This is a genomic window from Nocardioides alcanivorans (genome assembly GCF_021555175.1).
GTDB classification, from domain to species: domain Bacteria; phylum Actinomycetota; class Actinomycetes; order Propionibacteriales; family Nocardioidaceae; genus Nocardioides; species Nocardioides alcanivorans.
Genome location: NZ_JAKGRW010000019.1, coordinates 88,400 through 109,909, shown reverse-complemented (window position 1 = coordinate 109,909; position 21,510 = coordinate 88,400). Strand labels below are relative to the sequence as shown.

Here is a 21,510-nt window from a genome sequence, read left to right as displayed (position 1 = left end):
TTTTGCCGGGTGACCTGCGGCCACCTATAGTTCACATCTGAAACCAGAGACCGCCGGTCGACGTGCTGCGCAAGCAGGGCGCCGAAGGTCCCCTCCCTGAGGGGCGGCCAGCGCAGGTGACAGAGCAAGTCCTTCCGAGGACGATCGCCCTGGCCCTGCGCCGGGGCGTTTCGCATTTCAACCGAGATGCGAGAGCCATGGGGGTCTCGACGACGAAGTAGTTCGGAAGGAGACCCATGGCGCGGCCAGACAAGGCAGCAGCTGTGGCCGAGGTCGTTGAGTCGTTCAACGCTTCCGCCGGTGCTGTGCTGACCGAGTACCGCGGTCTCACCGTTGGGGAGCTGCAGCAGTTGCGGCGCTCCCTCGGCGAGAACGCCAACTATGCCGTGGTCAAGAACACGCTCGCCAAGATTGCCGCCAAGGAAGCGGGAATCGACGGCTTCGACGAGCTCCTGGTCGGTCCGACCGCCATCGCCTTCATCAGCGGTGACGTGGTCGAGGCTGCCAAGGGCCTGCGTGACTTTGCCAAGGCCAACCCCGCCCTCGTCATCAAGGGCGGCGTCCTGGACGGCAACTTCCTCGACGCGTCGGAGGTCGCCAAGCTGGCAGACCTCGAGTCGCGCGAGGTCCTCCTGGGCAAGCTGGCCGGCGCAATGCTGGCTTCGCTCTCCCAGGCCGTCTACCTGCTCAACGCCCCGATCTCCCAGGCTGCCCGGCTCGCCGGCGCCCTGGAGGCCAAGGCCCAGCAGGACCCCTCGATCCTCGCAGGTGGTGCCGGTGCTCCCGCTCCGGTCGAAGACACCGCCGAGGTCACCCCGGCTGCCGACGAGGCTGCCGAGTCCACCGAAGCCTGACCCAGGCCGACGTACCACCTGTAACCCTGGCCCTCGCCGAACCGACGGGGGCCACCAACGGAAGGAAACGCCATCATGGCGAAGCTCACCACCGACGAGCTGCTCGACGCGTTCAAGGAAATGACCCTCATCGAGCTCTCCGAGTTCGTGAAGCAGTTCGAGGAGACCTTCGGCGTGACCGCCGCTGCGCCGGTCGCCGTTGCTGCTGCCCCGGCCGCTGGTGGCGGCGACGCCGCTGCCGCTGAGGAGAAGGACAGCTTCGACGTCATCCTCGACGCCGCCGGTGACAAGAAGATCAACGTCATCAAGGAGGTGCGCGCCCTGACCTCCCTCGGTCTGAAGGAGGCCAAGGAGCTCGTCGAGAGCGCCCCCAAGGCCATCCTCGAGGGTGTCGACAAGGCTGCGGCCGACAAGGCGAAGGAAGCCCTCGAAGGCGCCGGCGCCGCTGTCTCGGTCAAGTGATCTCCGGCTCCGGTCCGCGGACCGGAGCCAACGCCGACGGGCGGTCCTCCCTCAGGGGAGGGCCGCCCTTCGTGTCCCTGCCGGACCCCTTGCTGGCCAGGTGACTCATTCCTCAGGACGGGCGTGACCTACACCGCAAAAACCCGTAACCTCTGGCCCGGCAGGCGCGTTGTTACTGAGAAGTTGCCTGCGAGCGGGGCCATCCCCGGCAGAGCAAGTTTGGCGTGAGCACGAGGGAGAGGACCCCATGGGCGTTGAGATCAAGATTGACGAACTGACGAAGTCGTTCGGCAAGCAGCTCATCTGGGGTGACGTCTCACTGACGATCCCGGCCGGGGAGGTCTCGGTCATGCTGGGGCCGTCCGGAACCGGCAAGTCGGTGTTCCTGAAGGCGCTGATCGGGCTGATCAAGCCCGACAAGGGCTCCATCCTCATCGAGGGGACCGACATCGCTTCCTGCTCCGAGAAGGAGCTCTACGAGATCCGGAAGCTCTTCGGCGTGCTGTTCCAGGACGGCGCGATGTTCGGCTCCATGAATCTCTTCGACAACGTGGCCTTCCCGTTGCGTGAGCACACGAAGAAGAACGAGTCCGAGATCCGCAGCATCGTCATGGAGAAGATGGACCTCGTCGGTCTCATCGGCGCCGAGGACAAGCTGCCCGGCGAGATCTCCGGAGGCATGCGCAAGCGTGCCGGCTTGGCCCGCGCGCTGGTCCTCGACCCGGAGATCCTCCTCATCGATGAGCCCGACTCCGGCCTCGACCCGGTGCGTACGTCGTTCATCAACCAGCTCTTCATCGACCTGAACGCGCAGATCGACGCGACGTTCCTGATCGTGACCCACGACATCAACAGCACCCGGACGGTGCCCGACAACATCGGTCTGCTCTATCACAAGCACCTGGCGATGTTCGGGCCCCGCGAGATGCTGCTGAGCTCCGAGGAACCGGTCGTGCGCCAGTTCCTCAACGCCCAGACCGTCGGCCCCATCGGCATGTCGGAGGAGAAGGACGCCGACGAGCTCGCTGCCGAGAAGGACATCGAGATGCCGCCGCTGCCGCCGATCCCGCTGCAACTCGAGCCGTCGAGCGGTATCGCACGCAAGCGGCAGCGGCCTGCTGGCGAGTGGTGCCGCCTCAACGGGGTGGTCCCGCCCCCGGGGTCGTTCCAGTCCGCCAACGCTGGCCTCGCGCCGGGTTCCTGAGCCAGCAAGACACACATGGCGATCACCTCAGCACGGGTGTTGCGCCCCGTCGGGACAGCAGGCAACCTCTTTGCCTTCGCTCTCGACGTGGGTCGTGGCCTCTTCCGCCGACCGTTCCAACTGCGAGAGTTCATCCAGCAGGCCTGGTTCATCGCGTCGGTGACGATCATCCCCACGGCCTTGGTGGCCATCCCCTTCGGCGCAGTCATCGCGCTGCAGGTGGGTGGCCTGATCAAGCAGTTCGGCGCGGAGTCGTTCACGGGCTCGGCCTCGGTGCTCGCCGTGGTGCGCGAAGCAGGGCCCATCGCCACGTCGCTGCTGATCGCAGGAGCGGCCGGCTCGGCCATCGCAGCCGACCTGGGCGCCCGCAAGATCAGGGAGGAGCTCGACGCCATGATGGTGCTGGGCATCGACCCGATCCAGCGGTTGGTCGTGCCCAGGGTGCTGGCGTGCATGCTCGTCGCGGTCTTCCTCAACGGACTTGTCTCGGTCGTGGGTGTCTCCGGCGGCTACGTCTTCAACGTGGTCCTGCAGGACGGCACACCAGGGGCCTACCTGTCGAGCTTCACGGCGCTCGCTCAGCTCGCCGACCTGTGGCAGGGCATGCTCAAGGCCCTCGTCTTCGGGCTCATCGCCGCCATCGTCGCCTGCTACAAGGGGATGAACGCCGGTGGTGGTCCGAAGGGTGTCGGTGACGCCGTCAACGAGTCGGTCGTGATCTCGTTCCTGCTCCTGTTCATCGTCAACTTCGTCATGAGCGCGATCTACTTCCAGCTCGTGCCACCGAAGACAGGGTGAGGGCGATGGCCAACCTGCGTGCGGTCATCGACCGCCCCGCCAAGCTGCTCGACACGATGGGTGAGCAGCTCGTCTTCTTCATCCGGGCACTGGCCTGGACGCCACGCACGATCCGCCGCTACAAGAAGGAGGTCATGCGCATCCTCGCCGAGGTCACCCTCGGCTCGGGTTCGCTTGCCGTCATCGGCGGCACCGTCGGCGTGATCACGGCGATGTGCTTCTTCACCGGCACCGAGGTGGGCCTGCAGGGCTATGCCGCCCTCAACCAGATCGGAACCGCCGCGTTCTCCGGGTTCGTCTCCGCCTACTTCAACACCCGTGAGATCGCCCCGCTGGTGGCCGGCATCGCCCTGGCCGCCACGGTCGGCTGCGGCTTCACCGCCCAGCTCGGGGCGATGCGGATCTCCGAGGAGATCGACGCGCTCGAGGTCATGGCGATCCCCTCGCTGCCGTTCCTGGTGACGACCCGGATCATCGGGGGCCTGATCGCGGTCATTCCGCTCTACGTGGTCGGCCTGCTCTCCTCCTACTTCGCCACGCGCCTCACCGTCACCATGTTCTTCGGTCAGAGCACGGGCACCTACGACCACTACTTCCAGCAGTTCCTGCCACCGGGTGACGTGCTGTGGTCCTTCGGCAAGGTGATGGTCTTCGCGGTCACGGTGATCCTCATCCACTGCTACCACGGCTACAACGCCAGCGGTGGTCCCGCCGGCGTGGGCGTCGCGGTCGGTCGGGCGGTGCGCACCTCGATCGTCGCGATCAACGTGGTCGACCTCTTCTTGTCGATGGCGATCTGGGGCACCTCGACGACCGTCAGATTGGCAGGTTGACGGCGTGCGCAAGATCTTCACCAGCCACAAGCTGGTCGGCCTGGTCTTCCTGGCGCTGCTCGCCGGGGGTGTCTGGTTGACCGGCGCGATCTTCACCAAGAAGTTCACCGACTACGACAAGGTCACCTTGGAATCGTCCACGGTCGGGCTGTCCCTGCCCTCGCGCGCCGACGTCAAGATCCGTGGCGTGCTGGTGGGAGAGGTGCTCGACACCAAGGTCACCAAGGACGGAGCGGAGCTGGTCCTGGGGCTCTATCCCGACAGGACCAGCACCATTCCGCGCAACGTCACCGCGCGCATCGAACCCAAGACGCTCTTTGGGGAGAAGTACGTCGCGCTCCAGGTGCCCGACGCGCCCGACGGCTCGATCAGGGCCGGCGACCGGATCACCCAGACCGTGGTCGCCACCGAGGTGGAGGCTGCGCTCAACGACCTCTATCCGCTGCTGCGGACGGTGCAACCCCAAGATCTCGCCCACACCCTCAACGCCGTCGCCAGCGCTCTCGAAGGTCGCGGCGAGGGGCTGGGGCGCAGCCTGGAGACGCTCGATCGTTACCTGCGCAAGATGAACCCGCAGCTTCCCGAACTGGTCGAGGACATCAAGCTGACCAGCGAGGTCGCTGGTGTCTACGAAGACGTGATGCCCGAGATCGCCGACATCCTGCGCGGCACCGTCACCACCGCCAACACGCTGCTGGAACGCGAGGACGACCTCAACAAGCTCTTCAAGGACGTCGCCCGCTTCTCCGCGGTGACCGGGGCCTTCCTCGACAAGAACGAGCAGAACCTCGTCCGGGTGGCACAACTGAGCTCCCAGCAGCTCAAGGTGTTGGGCAAGTATGCGCCCGGCTTCCCCTGCCTGGTCTCCGGCGTCGTCAACGCCGGGAAGGCACAGGCCGAGGCATTCCGGGGCTTCCAGCTGCACATCAACCTCGAGGTCATCCCCAACCAGCCCCGTGCCTACGACCAGTCGGACCGCCCCGTGCTCAACGCGAAGAACGGCCCGCACTGCGGCCAGTTGCCCAACCCGTCCTACAACCAGGGCAACCGTTTCCAGAACCCGCCGAACTTCGACGACGGTGTCAACCGTGGCACCGGCAAGGGCACCATGCGCACCGCTCCCGGTTTCGAGATGAGCAGCAGCGCCGGTTCCTCCGAGGAGACCGATCTTGCGCGCGGGCTCGTGGGTGCGCAGCTCGGCCAGGACGCCGACGACGTCTCCGACCTCGGTGTGCTCCTCTACGCTCCGATGCTCCGCGGCACGGAGGTGAGTGTCCAGTGAGCTTCCTCGACAAGCGCACCGGCGCCGATCTCGTCAAGCTGGTGGTGTTCATGGTGATCACCGCGATCTTCACCAGCGCCCTGGTGATGGTCATCGGCAACATCACGACCGGAGCCAGCCGTGAGTTCCGGGCCGACTTCGAAGACGCCACTGGTGTGGTGAAGGGCGACGACGTCCGCGTCGCGGGCGTCAAGGTCGGCAGCGTCAAGGACGTCGAGATCGTCAACCGCACCCGCGCCCGCGTCACCTTCAGCGTGGCCGAGAAGGCGAAGGTCACCGACGCCACCACCGTCGCCATCCGCTACCGCAACCTCGTCGGGCAGCGCTATCTCGCGCTCAGCGAGTCCGGGGAGAGCTCGGGCGCGCAGCCGACCAACAAGGTGATCCCACCCGAGCGGACCGATCCGGCCCTCGACCTGACGGTGCTGTTCAACGGATTCAAGCCCCTCTTCCAGGCGCTCTCACCCCAAGACCTCGACCAGCTCTCCTACGAGATCATCCAAGTCTTCCAGAACGAGGGTGGCACGGTGGAGGGACTCCTCGGCCACACCGCCTCGATCACCTCGACCCTGGCTGAGCGGGATGCCGTGATCGGTGACCTCATCACCAACCTCAACGAGGTGTTGGTGACCGTGGGTGACCGCGACGAGGAGCTCAGCGCCCTCATCCAGAACCTGCGCACCCTCGTGACCGGCCTGGTGAAGGACAAGGACGCGATCCTGGACTCGCTCGACGACATCTCGGAGCTCGCCGTCGAGACTGCCGGCCTCGCGAAGGGCATCCGCGCCCCCTGGTCAACGACGTCAAGGGCCTGCGCAAGGTGGCCACCAACCTCGCCAGGAACCGTGGGGAGATCGACAGGGCACTGCAGGTGCTGCCGATCAAGCTCAACAAGATCGGGCGCACCGCCACCTACGGTTCCTACTTCAACTTCTTCCTGTGCTCGTTCACCGGCCAGGTGAAGGTGGGCCCGTTGCCTCCCCTCTCGGTGACCTATCCGCTGACGGAGAACACGACACCGAAGAGGTGTTTCCTGTCATGAGCAAGCCCTTCCGTGAGCGCAACCCCGTCGTCATCGGAGCGATCGGCCTCGCCGTGATCGCGGCAGCGATCCTGATGGCCTTCCGCGCCGACGACCTCCCGTTGATCGGTGGCGGCGACACCTACCACGCGGCCTTCGCCGAGGCCGGTGGCCTCAAGTCGGGCGACGAGGTCCGCATCGCCGGTGTCCGGGTCGGCAAGGTGGAGGAGGTCGCGCTCGACGGCGACCACGTCAAGGTCACGTTCAAGATCGATGCGGGAGCCGATTTCGGTCCCGAGTCACGCGCCGAGATCAAGGTCAAGACGTTGCTGGGCGCCATGTTCCTCGCCATCGAGCCCGTGGGCTCGGGGCAGATGAAGGAGGGCACCGAGATCCCGGTCGAGCGCACCAGCTCGCCGTACGACGTGGTGGACGCCTTCACCGGGTTGGCCGAGCGCTCCGGAGAGATCGACACCGATCAACTCGCCGAGTCGTTCCGTACCCTCACGGAGCTCACCCGCAACACGCCGGAGGAGTTCCAGGCGGCGCTCAAGGGGTTTCGCAGCTGTCGCGCAACCTGGCGGCACGCGACGAGGAGATCAACACGCTGCTCGTCAACCTGCGCAAGGTCTCGAGCGTGCTGGGCGATCGGGACCAGGACATCGTGAAGCTGATGAAGCAGGCCGACATCCTCTTCACTGCCCTGACCGGTCGCCGCGAGGCGATCCACGACCTGTTGGTCTCCACCACGACCATGTCGCAGGAGCTGCAGGCGCTGGTGCGTGACACCAAGGCCGACCTGGCGCCGGCGCTGACCCAGCTCGACACGGTGGTCAAGACGTTGCTGAAGAACCAGGACAACCTCGATGAGTCGCTCCGGCTGATGGCCCCCTTCTACCGACTCTTCGCCAGCACCTTGGGCAACGGCCCGTGGTTCGACACCTGGATCGTCAACCTGCCGCCGCCACCACAGCTGGGAGGTGGGCGCTGACATGAAGAAGTTCATCGTCCCGGGCCTCATCGTGGCCCTGCTCGCGGCTGCCGCCTACACGATGTTCCGCCCGGAGGACCGCAAGTACGTCACCGCGAGCTTCGACCGCACCGTCGCGATCTACGAGGGTTCGGAGGTCCGGATCCTCGGGGTCCGTGTCGGCGAGGTCGAATCGGTCGAGCCGGCCGGCACGTCGGTGAAGGTGCGGCTGTCGTACGACGGGGACGTCACACTGCCGGCCGACGTACAGGCCGTCATCGTCACGCCCGCCGTGGTGGGCGACCGCTTCGTGCAGTTGACGCCGGTCTTCACCGGGGGAGACCAGCTGGCCGACAACGCCGAGATCGCGTTGGAGGACACCGCCACGCCGATGGAGCTCGACCAGATCTACGAGAGCATCGACCAGCTCACGGTCGCGCTGGGGCCCGACGGGGCCAACAGCGAAGGCGCGTTGTCGGAGTTGCTGCAGGTGGGTGCCGACAACTTCGAGGGGCAGGGAGAACAGCTCAACCAGACCCTGAAGGACCTCGGCCGCTTCACCGGCACGCTGGAGAACAACAAGGACGATCTCTTCGGCGCGGCGGAGGAGCTCGAGAACTTCATCTCGACGCTGGCCGACAACGACACGTTGGTGCGTGACTTCAACAAGTCGATCGCGCAGGTGTCGGAGCTGCTCGCCGGGGAGCGGGAGGAGCTGGCGACCTCGCTCGAGAACCTGGGTGGTGCGCTCGTCTCGGTGCGTGACTTCGTGAAGGACAACGAAGAGCTGCTAGGCAAGAACATCAAGGGCCTCGACAAGGTCGCCAAGGTGCTGGTCAAACGCCGCGCCGAACTTGACGAGATCCTCACGGCAGGGCCGGTGGCGATGAACAACCTGGCTCTCACCTACAACCCGCAGTCCGGCACGCTCGACGTCTCGGCCAACCTGGAGAACGCCGCCCACGTGCTGGTCAACAACCCCGCGCTGTTGCTCTGCGGCGTCGTCGGCACCGCCGACCCCACGGGCGTCGTCTGCGCCCTGATCGAGGGCCTGCTCGGGAAGAACCGGGCGGCCGTCGGAGCGGTGCCCGGGCAACAGCCCTCGCTCGCCGCCGTGTTGGGGGTGAACCGATGAGGAGGTCGCTTCGCGCCGCCCTTGCCGCCGGCACCGCACTGCTCGTCTCGTCGTGCGGCTTCTCCATCTACGACATGCCGCTGCCCGGGGGCACGGACACCGGGGACGACCCGATGACGGTCACGGTGACGTTCCCCGACGTCCTTGACCTCGTGCCGCAGTCGACGGTCAAGGTCAACGACATCAGCGTCGGCAAGGTGACCGGCATCGAGCTGGTCGACAACCAGGCCAAGGTCACCCTGGAGCTTCGCAACGACGTCTCGTTGCCGGCCAACGCCCAGGCGTCGATTCGTCAGACCAGCCTGCTCGGCGAGAAGTTCGTCTCGCTGAGCGCACCCTCCGATCCGTCTGCCGAGCCCTTGGCGGACGACGACCAGATCGCCGTGGAGCGCACCAATCGCAATCCTGAGGTCGAGGAGGTGCTCAGCGCCCTGAGCCTGGTGCTCAACGGTGGTGGCATCGACAAGATCCGCACGATCACCCAGGAACTCAACAAGACCTTCAAGGGCCGCGAGGGCGCCGCGAAGTCGGTGCTCAGCCAGCTGCAGACCTTCATGGGCGAGCTCGACGACAACAAGGACGACATCGTCACTGCCATCGAGAAGCTCAACTCCCTGTCGATCAGCATCAACGAGCAGCGTGACGCGATCACCAGCGCACTCGACGAGTTGCCGGCTGCCCTCACCTCGATCGACCAGCAACGTGACGACCTGGTGAAGATGCTCGAGGCGCTCAACGAGCTGGGCAACGTGGGCACCCGGGTGATCAAGTCGACCAAGACGGTCACCATCGATGCTCTCGAACAGCTGCAGCCGGTGCTGTTCAGCCTCGCCGAGACCGGTGACGACTTCGCCAATGCCTTCAGCGTCTTCCTGACCTACCCGTTCGTCGACGAGTCGGTGGGCCGCGACCCGCAGGTGGCGCGCAACCTCAACATGGGTGACTACGTCAACCTCGCGATCAAGCTCGACCTGCGGCTCCTGGGGGAGCCGGGGCAGGGGTCCTTGCCCGAGATCCTGCCCAACGTGGACAACCCGGCGGACCTGCTCACCTACTGTCGCGACGGGGCGAACCAGCAGAACCTCGTCTGCGCCCTGCTCAGCGGTGGCGGCCTGCTGCCCAATCCGCGCACCACGGGCGCCACCGACGACACCGGGAGCGCGACCGGCCGCAACCGGGCCGCTCCCGGCGAGATCGACGTGCCGCTGACCGCGGTGATGGAGGAGATCGACCCGACGTTGGCCGGTCTGCTGCTGAGGGGAGTGGCCCAGTGATCACCCGTCGTACCAAGATCCAGCTGGCGATCTTCGTCGTCATCACCCTCTTGGGTGTCACGTTCGTGGGCGCGAAGTACGCCCGGCTCGACCGGCTCCTGTTCGACGACACCTACACGGTCGTCGCTCACTTCCCGGACTCCGGCGGCGTGTTCGAGGGGGCAGAGGTCACCTATCGTGGCACGACGATCGGCAGGGTCGGGGAGATGAAGCTGACCGCCGAGGGCGTCGACGTCATCCTCGACATCGAGAACGGCTGGGACAAGATCCCGGCCGACACGTTGGCCATCGTCGCCAACCGATCGGCCGTCGGCGAGCAGTTCGTCGACCTCCAGCCGCTGGTCGACGAGGGGCCCTATCTCAAGGAGTCCTCGGAGATCGCCCAGGCCAACACCGACATTCCCATCTCCACCTCCAAGCTCATCGGCGATCTCGCCACCACGGTCGGGGAGTGGACCGCGACGCCCTGCGCACCGTGGTCCAGGAGTTCGGTGCGGCTTTCGAGGACACCGGTGAGGACCTCGGTCAGATCATCGACACGACCACCTCGTTCATCGAGACCGCCGATGCCAACTTCGACCTCACCACCGCCCTCATCCGGTCGAGCAACACGGTGCTGACCTCCCAGGTCGACCTCGCGAGCTCGATCCGCAGCTTCACCCGTGACCTGAGCCTGTTCTCCACCACCCTCGCCGGAGCCGACGCAGACCTGCGCACCGTCATCGACAACGGCTCGTCGGCCGCCAACACGGTGCGCCGGTTCATCGAGGAGAACGACGTAGACATCACGTCGCTGCTCAACAACCTGCGCACCACCAGTGAGGTGATCGTCGACAACCTCGACGGTGTGGAGCACCTGTTGGCCATCTATCCCTACGCGGTTGAGGGCGGCTTCACCGTGGTCGCGAAGGACCCCGACAGCGGTCTGTACGACGCCCACTTCGGTCTGGTTCTCACCCCCACCAGCTGTGTCACAACGGCTACGAGGCGACTGACCAACGCAACCCGGCCAACGGCGCCAACGCCGAGCTCCCTGACGTGGGATGCACCGAGCCGGCCACCAAGTCCAACCCGCGTGGCGCGCAGAACGTGCTCAAGCGTGCTCCGGTGATCGCCACGCTCGACCCGGCGGACGACGAGCTGGTCTGGGCGACTGGCGTGGACGGCCGCGTCGGTGGGGACGCAGCGGGTAACGTGGCCGCGCCCGGTGGGACCCCCACCCTGGAGTGGCTGCTGCTGCGCCAGTCCACGACGACGACGGAGTGAGCTTGTTCGGATCCGTGCTCGAGACCTTCCCCGGTCCCAGCTGCTGAGGAGCGTCCTGGCGGGGGTGCTCGCCGTGGCGCTGGTGGCGTCGCTCTTCTGGCTCGTCCACGAGGTGCGAGACCGAGACTCCGCTGACGGCGTCACCGTCAGCGACCGTGATGCGGCGATGATCGCGGCGCGGGGCTACATCGAGGCCGCCTCCAACTTCGGGCCGAAGGACCTCGACGAGCAGAACCTGCTCACTGCCTACCGCGACCGGGTGAGTCCCCTCGTCTCCACCTCCTACAAGGAGCAGTTCGAACAGCAACTCGCCAACGTGACCCCACTCGCCGTGCAGGGCTTCGGCACCAGCACGACCGTCGACCGGGCCGGGGTCGTGGAGATCAGTGACGACCGGGCGAAGGTGCTGGTGGGTGGCGAGACGGCTCGCAGCCTCGCGGACAAGACGGAGGAGCCGACCGGCTACACGCTGGAGATCTGGCTCGTGAAGAGCGGCGGCACCTGGTTGGTCGACCGGGCTCCGTGCAACGTGGCCCAGGACCCGGAGTGCACCGCCGTCACGGAGGCACCGGCCGAGGTGGAGACCCCCGGGGACCCGTCGGCCGCGCCCAGTGATGAGGGATCGAAGAGGCCGAAGGAGGGACAGCAGTGAGCGCCAGCTGGTACGACGTGCTCGGTGTGGCCCCCGACGCGACGGAAGCCGAGATCCGTGCTGCCTGGAAGGCAGCGACCTCCGACCTCGAGCCCACCGATCGTCGCTTCGACCTCTACAACAGCGCTGCCAAGGTGCTGCTCGATGCGGAGGCTCGGGCGGGCTACGACGCGGAGTTCGCCCAGCCCGACGTCGACGAAGAGCTCGCCGCCCCCGATCTCGACGAGGAACTGTCCGTGCCGCCCGAGCCCGCGACCGCCCTGACCGGCGCGCCCGAGCCCGAGCCCGAGCCTAGGGCCGGCGTACCGGCTTGGCTCCTGGCGGGACTGGCACTGGCGGTGCTGGTGGTGGCCGGGATCGCCGGCTTCCTCCACCTGTCGGACGACGGGGACGACGCACCCGCGGACTCCGCTTCGGTCCGCGAGGCACAGACCGTGCTGGAACAGAGTTTCGGCAACCTGCTCACCTACAGCTGGGACGACCTGGAGGCGGCCCACCAACGGGCGGTCGCGCTGCTGACGCCGCGTTACCGGTGCGAGTTCGACAAGGTGTGGAGCCTGGTCGAGCAGCAGGCGCAACAGGTGAAGCCGGTGGTGACGACCACCGTCGTACGCAGCGGTGTGTCCGCGGTGAGCGACGAGGGGGACCGGGTCAAACTGGTAGCGCTGATCCGCAACGAGGTGGCCAACAAGGGCGGCGACCAGGGCGTCGGCACCCTGCTCCTGGGCGTCACGATGGTCGAGGACGACGGCGCCTGGCTGGTCGACGAGGTCGACGGCCTGGAGGGTGGCGACGGCGCCGCCGGCGGTGATCCGTGCGACTCCGAAGGCCCCTCCGGATCTCCCTCGGAGTGAGGGGCGCGCCGGGCCGCTGCTTGACCTGACCCGGAAGGAGGTTCATCATTCCGGGTGTGGGTGGCGAGGCATCCGAACTCCTTCGGTCCTCGGCCTTGCGTGGACCCCTTGTGCCCGTGTAGGCTCGACCCTTGCGCCTGCCCTCAAATGCTTCCTGCCTGTCCGGTGGCCGGTTTGTGGTGGGTGGGCGCCTTACCCAGAGCGAACCTCTTCTAAGGACAACTCTTGGCCGCGCGCGCACAAGCCAGCAACAACCCCCGTCGCATTTCCTTTGCGAAGATCAACGAGCCGCTCGAGGTGCCGAAGCTCCTGGCCCTCCAGACCGACAGCTTCGACTGGCTGATCGGCAATGAGCGGTGGCAGCAGGACGTTCAGCGTCGGCTCGACCTCGGCGAGGACGTCTCGCAGAAGTCGGGGCTGACCGAGATCTTCGAGGAGATCTCACCCATCGAGGACTTCTCCGAGACGATGTCGCTCTCGTTCGAGAACCCTCTGTTCTACGACCCGAAGTACACGGTCGACGAGTGCAAGGAGAAGGACTTCACCTACTCCGCGCCCCTCTACGTGTCGGCGGAGTTCACCAACAACGACACCGGTGAGATCAAGGGTCAGACGGTCTTCATGGGCGAGTTCCCGCTGATGACCGAGAAGGGCACCTTCGTCATCAACGGCACCGAGCGTGTCGTCGTCTCCCAGCTGGTCCGCTCCCCGGGCGTCTACTTCGAGCGCAACGCCGACAAGACCTCCGACAAGGACATCTTCACCTCCAAGGTGATCCCGTCGCGCGGTGCCTGGCTCGAGTTCGAGGTCGACAAGCGTGACCTGGTCGGCGTCCGCCTCGACCGCAAGCGCAAGCAGAACGTCACCGTGCTGCTCAAGGCCCTCGTCGCCGTCGCCGAGGAGATCGGCGAGGACTACGACTACGAGGCCACGATGGAGGAGCTGCGCCAGTACGAGTCGATCCAGCTCACCCTGGAGAAGGACAACACCCAGGGTCCTGACGACGCGCTGCTCGACATCTACCGCAAGCTGCGCCCGGGTGAGCCCCCGACGCGCGAGGCCGCGCTCACGCTGCTGAAGAACTACTACTTCAACACCAAGCGCTACGACCTGGCCAAGGTCGGCCGCTACAAGATCAACAAGAAGCTCGGCCAGCACGAGGCGTTCGACCACCAGACCCTCACCATCGCCGACATCGTCGCGACCATCCGCTACGTCGTCCGCCTCCACAACGGTGACGCCGTGATGGTCGACGGTGAGGGCACCGAGCTGGTGGACCCCGACGGCAAGCCGCTCGAGGTGCTCGCCGACGACATCGACCACTTCGGCAACCGCCGGATGCGCACCGTGGGTGAGTTGATCCAGAACCAGCTCCGCACGGGTCTTGCCCGCATGGAGCGCGTGGTCCGCGAGCGGATGACGACGCAGGACGTCGAGGCCATCACGCCGCAGTCGCTGATCAACATCCGTCCGGTCGTCGCGGCGCTGAAGGAGTTCTTCGGTACCTCGCAGCTCTCGCAGTTCATGGACCAGACCAACCCGATCGCCGGTCTGACCCACAAGCGTCGCCTCTCGGCGCTCGGCCCGGGTGGTCTCTCGCGCGACCGCGCCGGCATGGAGGTCCGTGACGTCCACCCGTCGCACTACGGCCGCATGTGCCCGATCGAGACGCCGGAAGGCCCCAACATCGGTCTGATCGGTTCGTTGGCCTCCTACGGACGGATCAACCCGTTCGGCTTCGTCGAGACGCCCTACCGCAAGGTCATCGACGGTCAGGTCACCGACCAGATCGACTACCTGACCGCTGACGACGAGGACAAGTACGTCATCGCGCAGGCAAACGCCGCCGTCGACGCCGACGGCCGCTTCGTCGAGGAGCGCGTCCTGGTCCGCCAGCGTCGTGGTGAGGTCTCCGAGATCCTCGCGGCCGAGGTCGACTACATCGACGTCTCGCCGCGGCAGATGGTGTCGGTCGCCACCGCGCTGATCCCGTTCCTCGAGCACGACGATGCCAACCGTGCGCTCATGGGCGCCAACATGCAGCGTCAGGCCGTTCCGCTGATCCGCAGCGACTCGCCGCTCGTCGGCACCGGCATGGAGCTCCGCGCAGCGGTCGACGCCGGGGACGTGGTCACCTCCGACACCGCCGGTGTCGTGAAGTCGGTCTCGGCCGATCAGATCGAGACGATGAACGACGACGGCACCTACTCGTCGTACCGGCTGTCGAAGTTCCGCCGCTCCAACCAGGGCACCTGCATCAACCAGCGCCCGCTGGTTGCCGAAGGTGACCGGGTCGAGGTCGGCTCGCCGATCGCCGACGGTCCGTGCACCGACGACGCCGAGATGGCGTTGGGCGCCAACCTCCTGGTTGCGTTCATGCCGTGGCAGGGGCACAACTACGAGGACGCGATCATCCTCAGCCAGCGCCTCGTCCAGGAAGACATGCTCACCTCGATCCACATCGAGGAGCACGAGGTCGACGCGCGTGACACCAAGCTGGGCCCCGAGGAGATCACCCGGGACATCCCGAACGTCTCCGACGAGAACCTGGCCGACCTCGACGAGCGCGGCATCATCCGGATCGGCGCCGAGGTCACCACCGGTGACATCCTGGTCGGCAAGGTGACCCCCAAGGGTGAGACCGAGCTGACCCCCGAGGAGCGCCTGCTCCGCGCGATCTTCGGTGAGAAGGCGCGCGAGGTGCGCGACACCTCGATGAAGGTTCCTCACGGTGAGTCCGGCACGGTCATCGGCGTTCGGGTGTTCGACCGCGAGGAGGGCGACGAGCTTCCCCGGGCGTCAACCAGCTGGTCCGTGTCTACGTTGCCCAGAAGCGCAAGATCTCCGTCGGCGACAAGCTCGCCGGCCGTCACGGCAACAAGGGCGTCATCGCCAAGATCCTCCCGATCGAGGACATGCCCTTCATGGAGGACGGCACCCCCGTCGACGTCGTGCTCAACCCGCTGGGTGTGCCGCGTCGTATGAACATCGGCCAGATCCTCGAGCTCCACCTCGGTTGGCTCGCCAAGCAGGGCTGGGACATCAACCTGTCCGACGACGAGGGCGAGTGGAAGCAGCGCCTGATCGACATCCACGCGGAAGAGGCCCCGGCCAACTCCAAGGTCGCCACCCCGGTGTTCGACGGAGCGCGCGAGGACGAGATCACCGGTCTGCTCGGCGCGACCCTGCCCAACCGTGACGGCAAGCGCCTGATCGGCACCAACGGCAAGGCGAGCCTGTTCGACGGTCGCTCCGGCGAGCCGTTCCCGGACCCGGTCGCGGTCGGCTACATGTACATCCTGAAGCTGCACCACCTCGTGGACGACAAGATCCACGCGCGCAGCACGGGTCCCTACTCGATGATCACGCAGCAGCCGCTGGGCGGTAAGGCCCAGTTCGGTGGCCAGCGGTTCGGTGAGATGGAGGTCTGGGCGATGGAGGCGTACGGCGCCGCCTACGCCCTGCAGGAGCTGCTCACGATCAAGTCCGATGACGTTCCCGGCCGTGTGAAGGTCTACGAGGCCATCGTCAAGGGCGAGAACATCCCCGACTCCGGTATCCCCGAGTCGTTCAAGGTGCTCGTGAAGGAAATGCAGTCCCTCTGCCTCAACGTCGAGGTGCTCAGCCAGGACGGTTCGCAGATCGAACTCCGCGACGCGGAGGAAGACGTCTTCCGTGCTGCTGAGGAACTCGGCATCGACCTGTCGCGGCGCGAGCCCAGCTCGGTCGAAGAAGTCTGATGATCTCGACAGGCTCGATCACCGGCTCCGGTGGTCGTCACCGCTCCGGTGGTCGCTACCGCTCCGGTGGTCGAGCCTGTCGAGACTCAGTCCACACAGATCTTTCATTCCAGAACTAACGAAGGACATCAGCCAACGTGCTCGACGTGAACTTCTTCGACCAGCTTCGGATCGGCCTGGCCACTGCGGACGACATCCGCACGTGGAGCCACGGCGAGGTCAAGAAGCCGGAAACCATCAACTACCGCACGCTCAAGCCCGAGCGTGACGGCCTCTTCTGCGAGAAGATCTTCGGTCCCACCCGGGACTGGGAGTGCTACTGCGGAAAGTACAAGCGGGTGCGCTTCAAGGGCATCATCTGCGAGCGCTGCGGCGTCGAGGTGACCCGGTCCAAGGTTCGCCGTGAGCGGATGGGCCACATCGAGCTCGCCGCCCCGGTCACCCACATCTGGTACTTCAAGGGTGTGCCCAGCCGGCTCGGCTACCTGCTCGACCTGGCGCCGAAGGACCTCGAGAAGGTCATCTACTTCGCGGCCTACATGATCACGAAGGTCGACGACGACGCGCGCCACCGCGACCTCACCTCGCTCGAGGGCAAGATCGACCTGGAGCGCAAGCGGCTCGAGGGCCGGCGTGACTCCGCGATCGAGGACCGCGCCCGCAAGCTCGAGGAAGACCTTGCCACCCTCGAGGCCGAGGGTGCCAAGGCCGACGCCCGTCGCAAGGTGAAGGACGGCGCCGAGCGTGAGATGGCGCAGCTGCGCAAGCGCTCCGACGCCGAACTGGCCCGCCTCGAAGAGGTCTGGGACACGTTCAAGAGCCTGAAGGTCCAGGACCTGATGGGCGACGAGATGCTCTACCGCGAGATGCAGGCCTGGTTCGGCAAGTACTTCGAGGGTCACATGGGCGCCACGGCGATCCAGAAGCGGCTCGAGACCTTCGACATCGAGGCCGAGGTCGAGTCCCTGCGCGAGACCATTGCCACGGGCAAGGGGCAGCGCAAGGTCCGCGCCCTCAAGCGGCTCAAGGTCGTCGACGCGTTCCGCAAGACCGGCAACAGCCCGCTGGGCATGGTGCTGGACGCCGTCCCGGTGATCCCGCCGGACCTGCGCCCGATGGTGCAACTCGACGGTGGCCGCTTCGCGACCTCCGACCTCAATGACCTCTACCGCCGGGTGATCAACCGCAACAACCGTCTCAAGCGGCTGTTGGACCTCGGCGCGCCGGAGATCATCGTCAACAACGAGAAGCGGATGCTCCAGGAGGCCGTCGACTCGCTGTTCGACAACGGTCGCCGTGGCCGTCCGGTCACCGGTCCGGGCAACCGGCCGCTGAAGTCCCTCTCCGACATGCTCAAGGGCAAGCAGGGTCGCTTCCGTCAGAACCTGCTCGGCAAGCGCGTCGACTACTCGGGTCGTTCGGTCATCGTCTCGGGCCCGACCCTGAAGCTGCACCAGTGTGGTCTGCCCAAGCAGATGGCGCTGGAGCTCTTCAAGCCCTTCGTGATGAAGCGGTTGGTCGACCTCTCCCACGCTCAGAACATCAAGTCCGCCAAGCGGATGGTGGAGCGTGCGGTGCGTGCGGAGGTCTGGGACGTCCTCGAAGAGGTCATCACCGAGCACCCCGTGCTGCTCAACCGTGCACCCACCCTGCACCGTCTGGGCATCCAGGCGTTCGAGCCGCAGCTCATCGAGGGCAAGGCCATCCAGCTCCACCCGCTCGTGTGCGGCGCGTTCAACGCCGACTTCGACGGTGACCAGATGGCCGTGCACCTGCCGTTGTCCGCGGAGGCCCAGGCCGAGGCGCGCATCCTGATGCTGTCGACCAACAACATCTTGAAGCCGTCCGACGGTCGTCCGGTGACCATGCCGTCGCAGGACATGATCATCGGTCTGTTCTTCCTCACCACTGACCGTGAGGGTGAGCCGGGCGAGGGTCGTGCCTTCGGCACCCAGGCCGAGGCGATCATGGCCTTCGACCGTGGCGAGATCACGCTGCAGAGCAGGATCAAGTTGCGCGTCAACGGCGAGCTCCGCGAGACCACGCTGGGTCGGACCTACTTCAACGACACCCTGCCCGCTGACTACGAGTTCGTGAACTACGAGGTCGGCAAGAAGCAGCTGGGTGCCATCGTCAACGACCTGGCCGAGCGCTACACCAAGGTCGAGGTCGCTGCGTCGCTGGACGCGTTGAAGGACACCGGCTTCCACTGGGCGACTCGTTCGGGTGTCACGGTCTCGATCGACGACGTGACCACGCCCGACGCGAAGAAGGAGATCCTCTCCGGGTTCGAGGAGAAGGCTGCCAAGATCCAGAAGCAGTTCGAGCGCGGTCTGGTCACCGACGACGAGCGCCGTCAGGAGCTCATCGAGATCTGGACCCAGGCGGCTGCCGAGGTCGGCAAGGCCATGGAGACCAACTTCGACCGGGCCAACCCGATCTACATGATGGTCGACTCGGGTGCCTCCGGAAACATGAACCAGATCCGGCAGGTTGCGGCCATGCGTGGTCTGGTGGCCAACCCCAAGGGCGAGATCATCCCCCGGCCGATCAAGTCCAACTTCCGTGAGGGCCTGACCGTTCTCGAGTACTTCATCGCCACGCACGGTGCCCGCAAGGGTCTTGCCGACACCGCGCTGCGTACCGCCGACTCGGGTTACCTGACCCGTCGTCTGGTGGACGTCTCGCAGGACGTCATCATCCGCGAGGACGACTGTGGCACCGAGCGCGGTCTGCCCAAGGTGATCGGCGTCGCCGGCCCCGACGGCGTGGTGCGCAAGGACGAGAACGCCGAGACCGCTGCCTACGCCCGCACCTCCGCGGTCGACGTGGCGCACCCGGAGACGGGTGAGCTGCTGGCCGCTGCAGGCGAGGACCTCGGTGACGTCAAGATCGCCGAGCTCATCGAAGCCGGCGTGGCCGAGGTCAAGGTGCGCTCGGTGCTCACCTGCGAGGCGACCACCGGAACCTGCGCCAAGTGCTACGGCCGCTCGTTGGCCACCGGCAAGCTGGTCGACATCGGTGAGGCCGTCGGCATCATCGCCGCCCAGTCCATCGGTGAGCCCGGTACGCAGCTGACCATGCGTACCTTCCACACCGGTGGTGTGGCGTCGGCCGACGACATCACGCAGGGTCTGCCCCGCGTCGTGGAGCTCTTCGAGGCCCGGACCCCCAAGGGTCTGGCCCCGATCTCCGAGGCCGCAGGTCGGGTGCAGATCGAGGAGGGCGACAAGGCCCGCGTCGTACTGGTCACCCCCGACGACGGTTCCGAGGTCGTCGAGTACCCGGTCAGCCGGCGTTCGCGCCTGCTGGTCCAGGACGGTGACCACGTCGAGGTCGGCGACCGGTTCACCCAGGGAACGGAGGACCCCAAGGAGGTCCTGCGCATCCTCGGTGTCCGCCGGGCGCAGCAGCACCTCGTCGACGAGGTCCAGTCGGTCTACCGCAGCCAGGGTGTGGCCATCCACGACAAGCACATCGAGATCATCGTGCGGCAGATGCTGCGCCGGATCACGGTCATCGAGTCGGGCGACACCAACCTGCTGCCCTCCGACCTGGTCGACCGCACCCGCTTCGAGCAGGAGAACAAGCGGGTCCTGGCAGAGGGCGGCAAGCCGGCCTCGGGTCGTCCGGAGCTCATGGGCATCACCAAGGCGTCGCTCGCGACCGAGTCGTGGCTGTCGGCGGCCTCCTTCCAGGAGACCACCCGGGTGCTCACCGACGCCGCCATCAACGGCCGTAGCGACTCGTTGCTCGGTCTGAAGGAGAACGTGATCATCGGAAAGCTGATCCCGGCTGGTACCGGCCTCGAGCGGTACCGCAACATCCGGGTGGAGCCGACCGAGGAAGCACGTGCCGCGGCCTACTCGGTCACCGGCTACGACTCCTACGACTACGGGTTCGGAGGCACCGGTCAGGCCGTTGCCCTCGACGACTTCGACTTCGGCAGCTACCAGAACTGATCTGAGCCACCCAGTCGGATCCCGGCCCCGACCTCCTCCCGGAGGTCGGGGCCGGCCCCATTTGCCGGGCCAAATCCCGGTAGTCCCTGACGAACTTGTAGGAAAACCTGCCCGGCAACGACAAATTCGTCCGGGACTATCCCCGGAGGGAGGCGGCGGAGGGCGGCTCGGCGTTGCGGGTACGGCGCTCCCTGCGGCGGCGTAGCTCGGTGACGGGGTCGATGAGCCAGCTGAGGCGGGAGGCGATGGGGGGAGCGGCGAGGACCGTGGAGACGCCGATGGCGGCGAGGAGCACCAAGGCGAGGACCCAGCCGCCCTGGGACTGGGCCCACTGCGGGAAGTCGAGCGCCCAAGCAACGCGGATCACGAAGCCGTGGAAGAGGTAGACCACGAGGGTCGCCGCACCGAGCGGGGTGAACCAGTGCTGTTTGCGTGGCACCAGCGAGAGGACGGCAAGCGCGGCGACGAAGCCGACGGCCATGACGCCGAGACGGAGCATCGCGCCGGTCAGGTTGTCGACCTGGACCCCGTCGGCGCGCAGCATCGAGTAGGGGAAGGCATACCAGAGCCAGCGGGTGCTGATCCAGTCATCGGTGCGGCCGGCGAGAGTCCAGGTCAGCAGCAGTACGACGACACCCACCGCTGGCGCCCAAGGCCGCTTGAGCAGGGCGAGGTGCTCCGGCTTGACCAGCAGCCCGAAGACGAAGAAGGGCAGCAGCCCGACGACCCGCGAGAGGTCGAACCAGTCGGTCCAATCGGCATCGATCATGCCGAAACCGAGGCTTGCGACGATGCTCGCCGGCAGCATCAGCCAGTGCTTCCGGAGCACGGGGCTGGCCAAGCGCCAGAGCATGGTGGCGACGAGGTACCACATCGGCCAGCCGGGATTGAGCAGGTAGGGACCCTGCACCTGCTGGTCGCTCCAGTGGATGTTGGCCTGGCGCATCACCGACTCGAAGATCAGGTAGGGGATCAGCAGGCCGGTGACGAGCGCGCTCAGATGCCGTCGTGACCAGCGGAAGCCACGGGAGAAGTAGCCGGTGATCAGCACGAAGGCCGGGATGTGCCAGGAGTAGATGAAGTCGTAGAGCTGGGCATCCAAGGTGGTGTCGAGGTGCGCCAGGGGGAGGGCGTGGCCCATGACCACGAAGGTCACGAGCACATACTTCACATTGTCGAGCCATGGATCCCGCACCGGAGCAC

The 21,510-nt window shown here is 66.4% G+C and carries 17 protein-coding genes and 2 pseudogenes; 18 read left to right on the top strand and 1 reads right to left on the bottom strand.

The genetic code is table 11. From position 1 onward, the window contains the following. The first annotated feature begins 236 nt into the window (after positions 1-236). The 18 genes and pseudogenes from rplJ (at position 237) to L1066_RS10730 (ending at position 20,307) form a co-directional block, all read left to right on the top strand. Positions 237-854, top strand: a complete 618-nt coding sequence (gene rplJ / locus L1066_RS10815) for a 50S ribosomal protein L10 (protein WP_235736334.1) — start codon at positions 237-239, stop codon at positions 852-854. 75 nt (positions 855-929) lie between these two features. After that, positions 930-1,316, top strand: coding sequence for a 50S ribosomal protein L7/L12 (rplL, locus tag L1066_RS10810; RefSeq protein WP_235736333.1), 387 nt, complete (start codon positions 930-932; stop codon positions 1,314-1,316). 247 nt (positions 1,317-1,563) lie between these two features. Further along, positions 1,564-2,520, top strand: coding sequence for an ABC transporter ATP-binding protein (locus L1066_RS10805; RefSeq protein ID WP_235736332.1), 957 nt, complete (start codon positions 1,564-1,566; stop codon positions 2,518-2,520). 15 nt (positions 2,521-2,535) lie between these two features. Further along, positions 2,536-3,318 (top strand): MlaE family ABC transporter permease, encoded by a 783-nt coding sequence (locus tag L1066_RS10800; RefSeq protein ID WP_235736331.1) that lies wholly within the window; start codon positions 2,536-2,538, stop codon positions 3,316-3,318. A gap of 5 nt (positions 3,319-3,323) precedes the next feature. Then, entirely contained in the window at positions 3,324-4,151 is an 828-nt protein-coding gene (locus L1066_RS10795) for an MlaE family ABC transporter permease (protein ID WP_235736330.1), read from the top strand. A 4-nt stretch (positions 4,152-4,155) separates the two neighbouring features. Then, positions 4,156-5,433, top strand: coding sequence for an MCE family protein (locus tag L1066_RS10790; RefSeq protein WP_235736329.1), 1,278 nt, complete (start codon positions 4,156-4,158; stop codon positions 5,431-5,433). Continuing rightward, positions 5,430-6,395, top strand: a complete 966-nt coding sequence (locus L1066_RS10785) for an MCE family protein (RefSeq protein WP_235736328.1) — start codon at positions 5,430-5,432, stop codon at positions 6,393-6,395. The genes L1066_RS10790 and L1066_RS10785 overlap by 4 nt, the downstream gene beginning before the upstream one ends. A gap of 76 nt (positions 6,396-6,471) precedes the next feature. Continuing rightward, the gene (locus tag L1066_RS10780) at positions 6,472-7,122 is read left to right on the top strand and encodes an MlaD family protein (RefSeq protein ID WP_235736327.1); all 651 of its coding nucleotides are present in this window, start codon (positions 6,472-6,474) and stop codon (positions 7,120-7,122) included. Next, positions 7,020-7,445 carry an MCE family protein gene (locus tag L1066_RS10775; protein WP_512699720.1) on the top strand — a complete coding sequence of 142 codons (426 nt, stop codon included), beginning with the start codon at positions 7,020-7,022 and terminating at the stop codon, positions 7,443-7,445. The genes L1066_RS10780 and L1066_RS10775 overlap by 103 nt, the downstream gene beginning before the upstream one ends. A gap of 1 nt (position 7,446) precedes the next feature. Further along, positions 7,447-8,559, top strand: a complete 1,113-nt coding sequence (locus L1066_RS10770; RefSeq protein ID WP_235736325.1) for an MCE family protein — start codon at positions 7,447-7,449, stop codon at positions 8,557-8,559. Next, positions 8,556-9,833, top strand: a complete 1,278-nt coding sequence (locus tag L1066_RS10765) for an MCE family protein (protein ID WP_235736324.1) — start codon at positions 8,556-8,558, stop codon at positions 9,831-9,833. The genes L1066_RS10770 and L1066_RS10765 overlap by 4 nt, the downstream gene beginning before the upstream one ends. Then, positions 9,830-10,111 (top strand): annotated as a pseudogene (locus L1066_RS25940) (MlaD family protein); the annotation flags it as partial. The gene L1066_RS10765 and the pseudogene L1066_RS25940, both read left to right, overlap by 4 nt. A 173-nt stretch (positions 10,112-10,284) precedes the next feature. Then, the gene (locus L1066_RS10755; RefSeq protein WP_235736323.1) at positions 10,285-10,944 is read left to right on the top strand and encodes an MCE family protein; all 660 of its coding nucleotides are present in this window, start codon (positions 10,285-10,287) and stop codon (positions 10,942-10,944) included. Further along, complete coding sequence (locus tag L1066_RS10750) at positions 10,923-11,099, top strand: hypothetical protein (RefSeq protein WP_235736322.1); 177 nt, start codon at positions 10,923-10,925, stop codon at positions 11,097-11,099. The genes L1066_RS10755 and L1066_RS10750 overlap by 22 nt, the downstream gene beginning before the upstream one ends. Before the next feature lie 64 nt (positions 11,100-11,163). Beyond that, entirely contained in the window at positions 11,164-11,751 is a 588-nt protein-coding gene (locus L1066_RS10745) for a hypothetical protein (protein ID WP_235736321.1), read from the top strand. Next, positions 11,748-12,605, top strand: coding sequence for a J domain-containing protein (locus L1066_RS10740; protein ID WP_235736320.1), 858 nt, complete (start codon positions 11,748-11,750; stop codon positions 12,603-12,605). Before L1066_RS10745 ends, L1066_RS10740 begins: the two co-directional genes overlap by 4 nt. Positions 12,606-12,830: 225 nt before the next feature. Further along, positions 12,831-16,345, top strand: a pseudogene (rpoB, locus tag L1066_RS10735) (DNA-directed RNA polymerase subunit beta). 137 nt (positions 16,346-16,482) lie between these two features. Then, complete coding sequence (locus L1066_RS10730; protein ID WP_312007528.1) at positions 16,483-20,307, top strand: DNA-directed RNA polymerase subunit beta'; 3,825 nt, start codon at positions 16,483-16,485, stop codon at positions 20,305-20,307. 136 nt (positions 20,308-20,443) lie between these two features. Here the strand turns inward: L1066_RS10730 and L1066_RS10725 are convergent, their stop codons facing one another. Next, positions 20,444-21,502 carry an acyltransferase family protein gene (locus L1066_RS10725; protein WP_235736319.1) on the bottom strand — a complete coding sequence of 353 codons (1,059 nt, stop codon included), beginning with the start codon at positions 21,500-21,502 and terminating at the stop codon, positions 20,444-20,446. Positions 21,503-21,510: the final 8 nt, after the last annotated feature.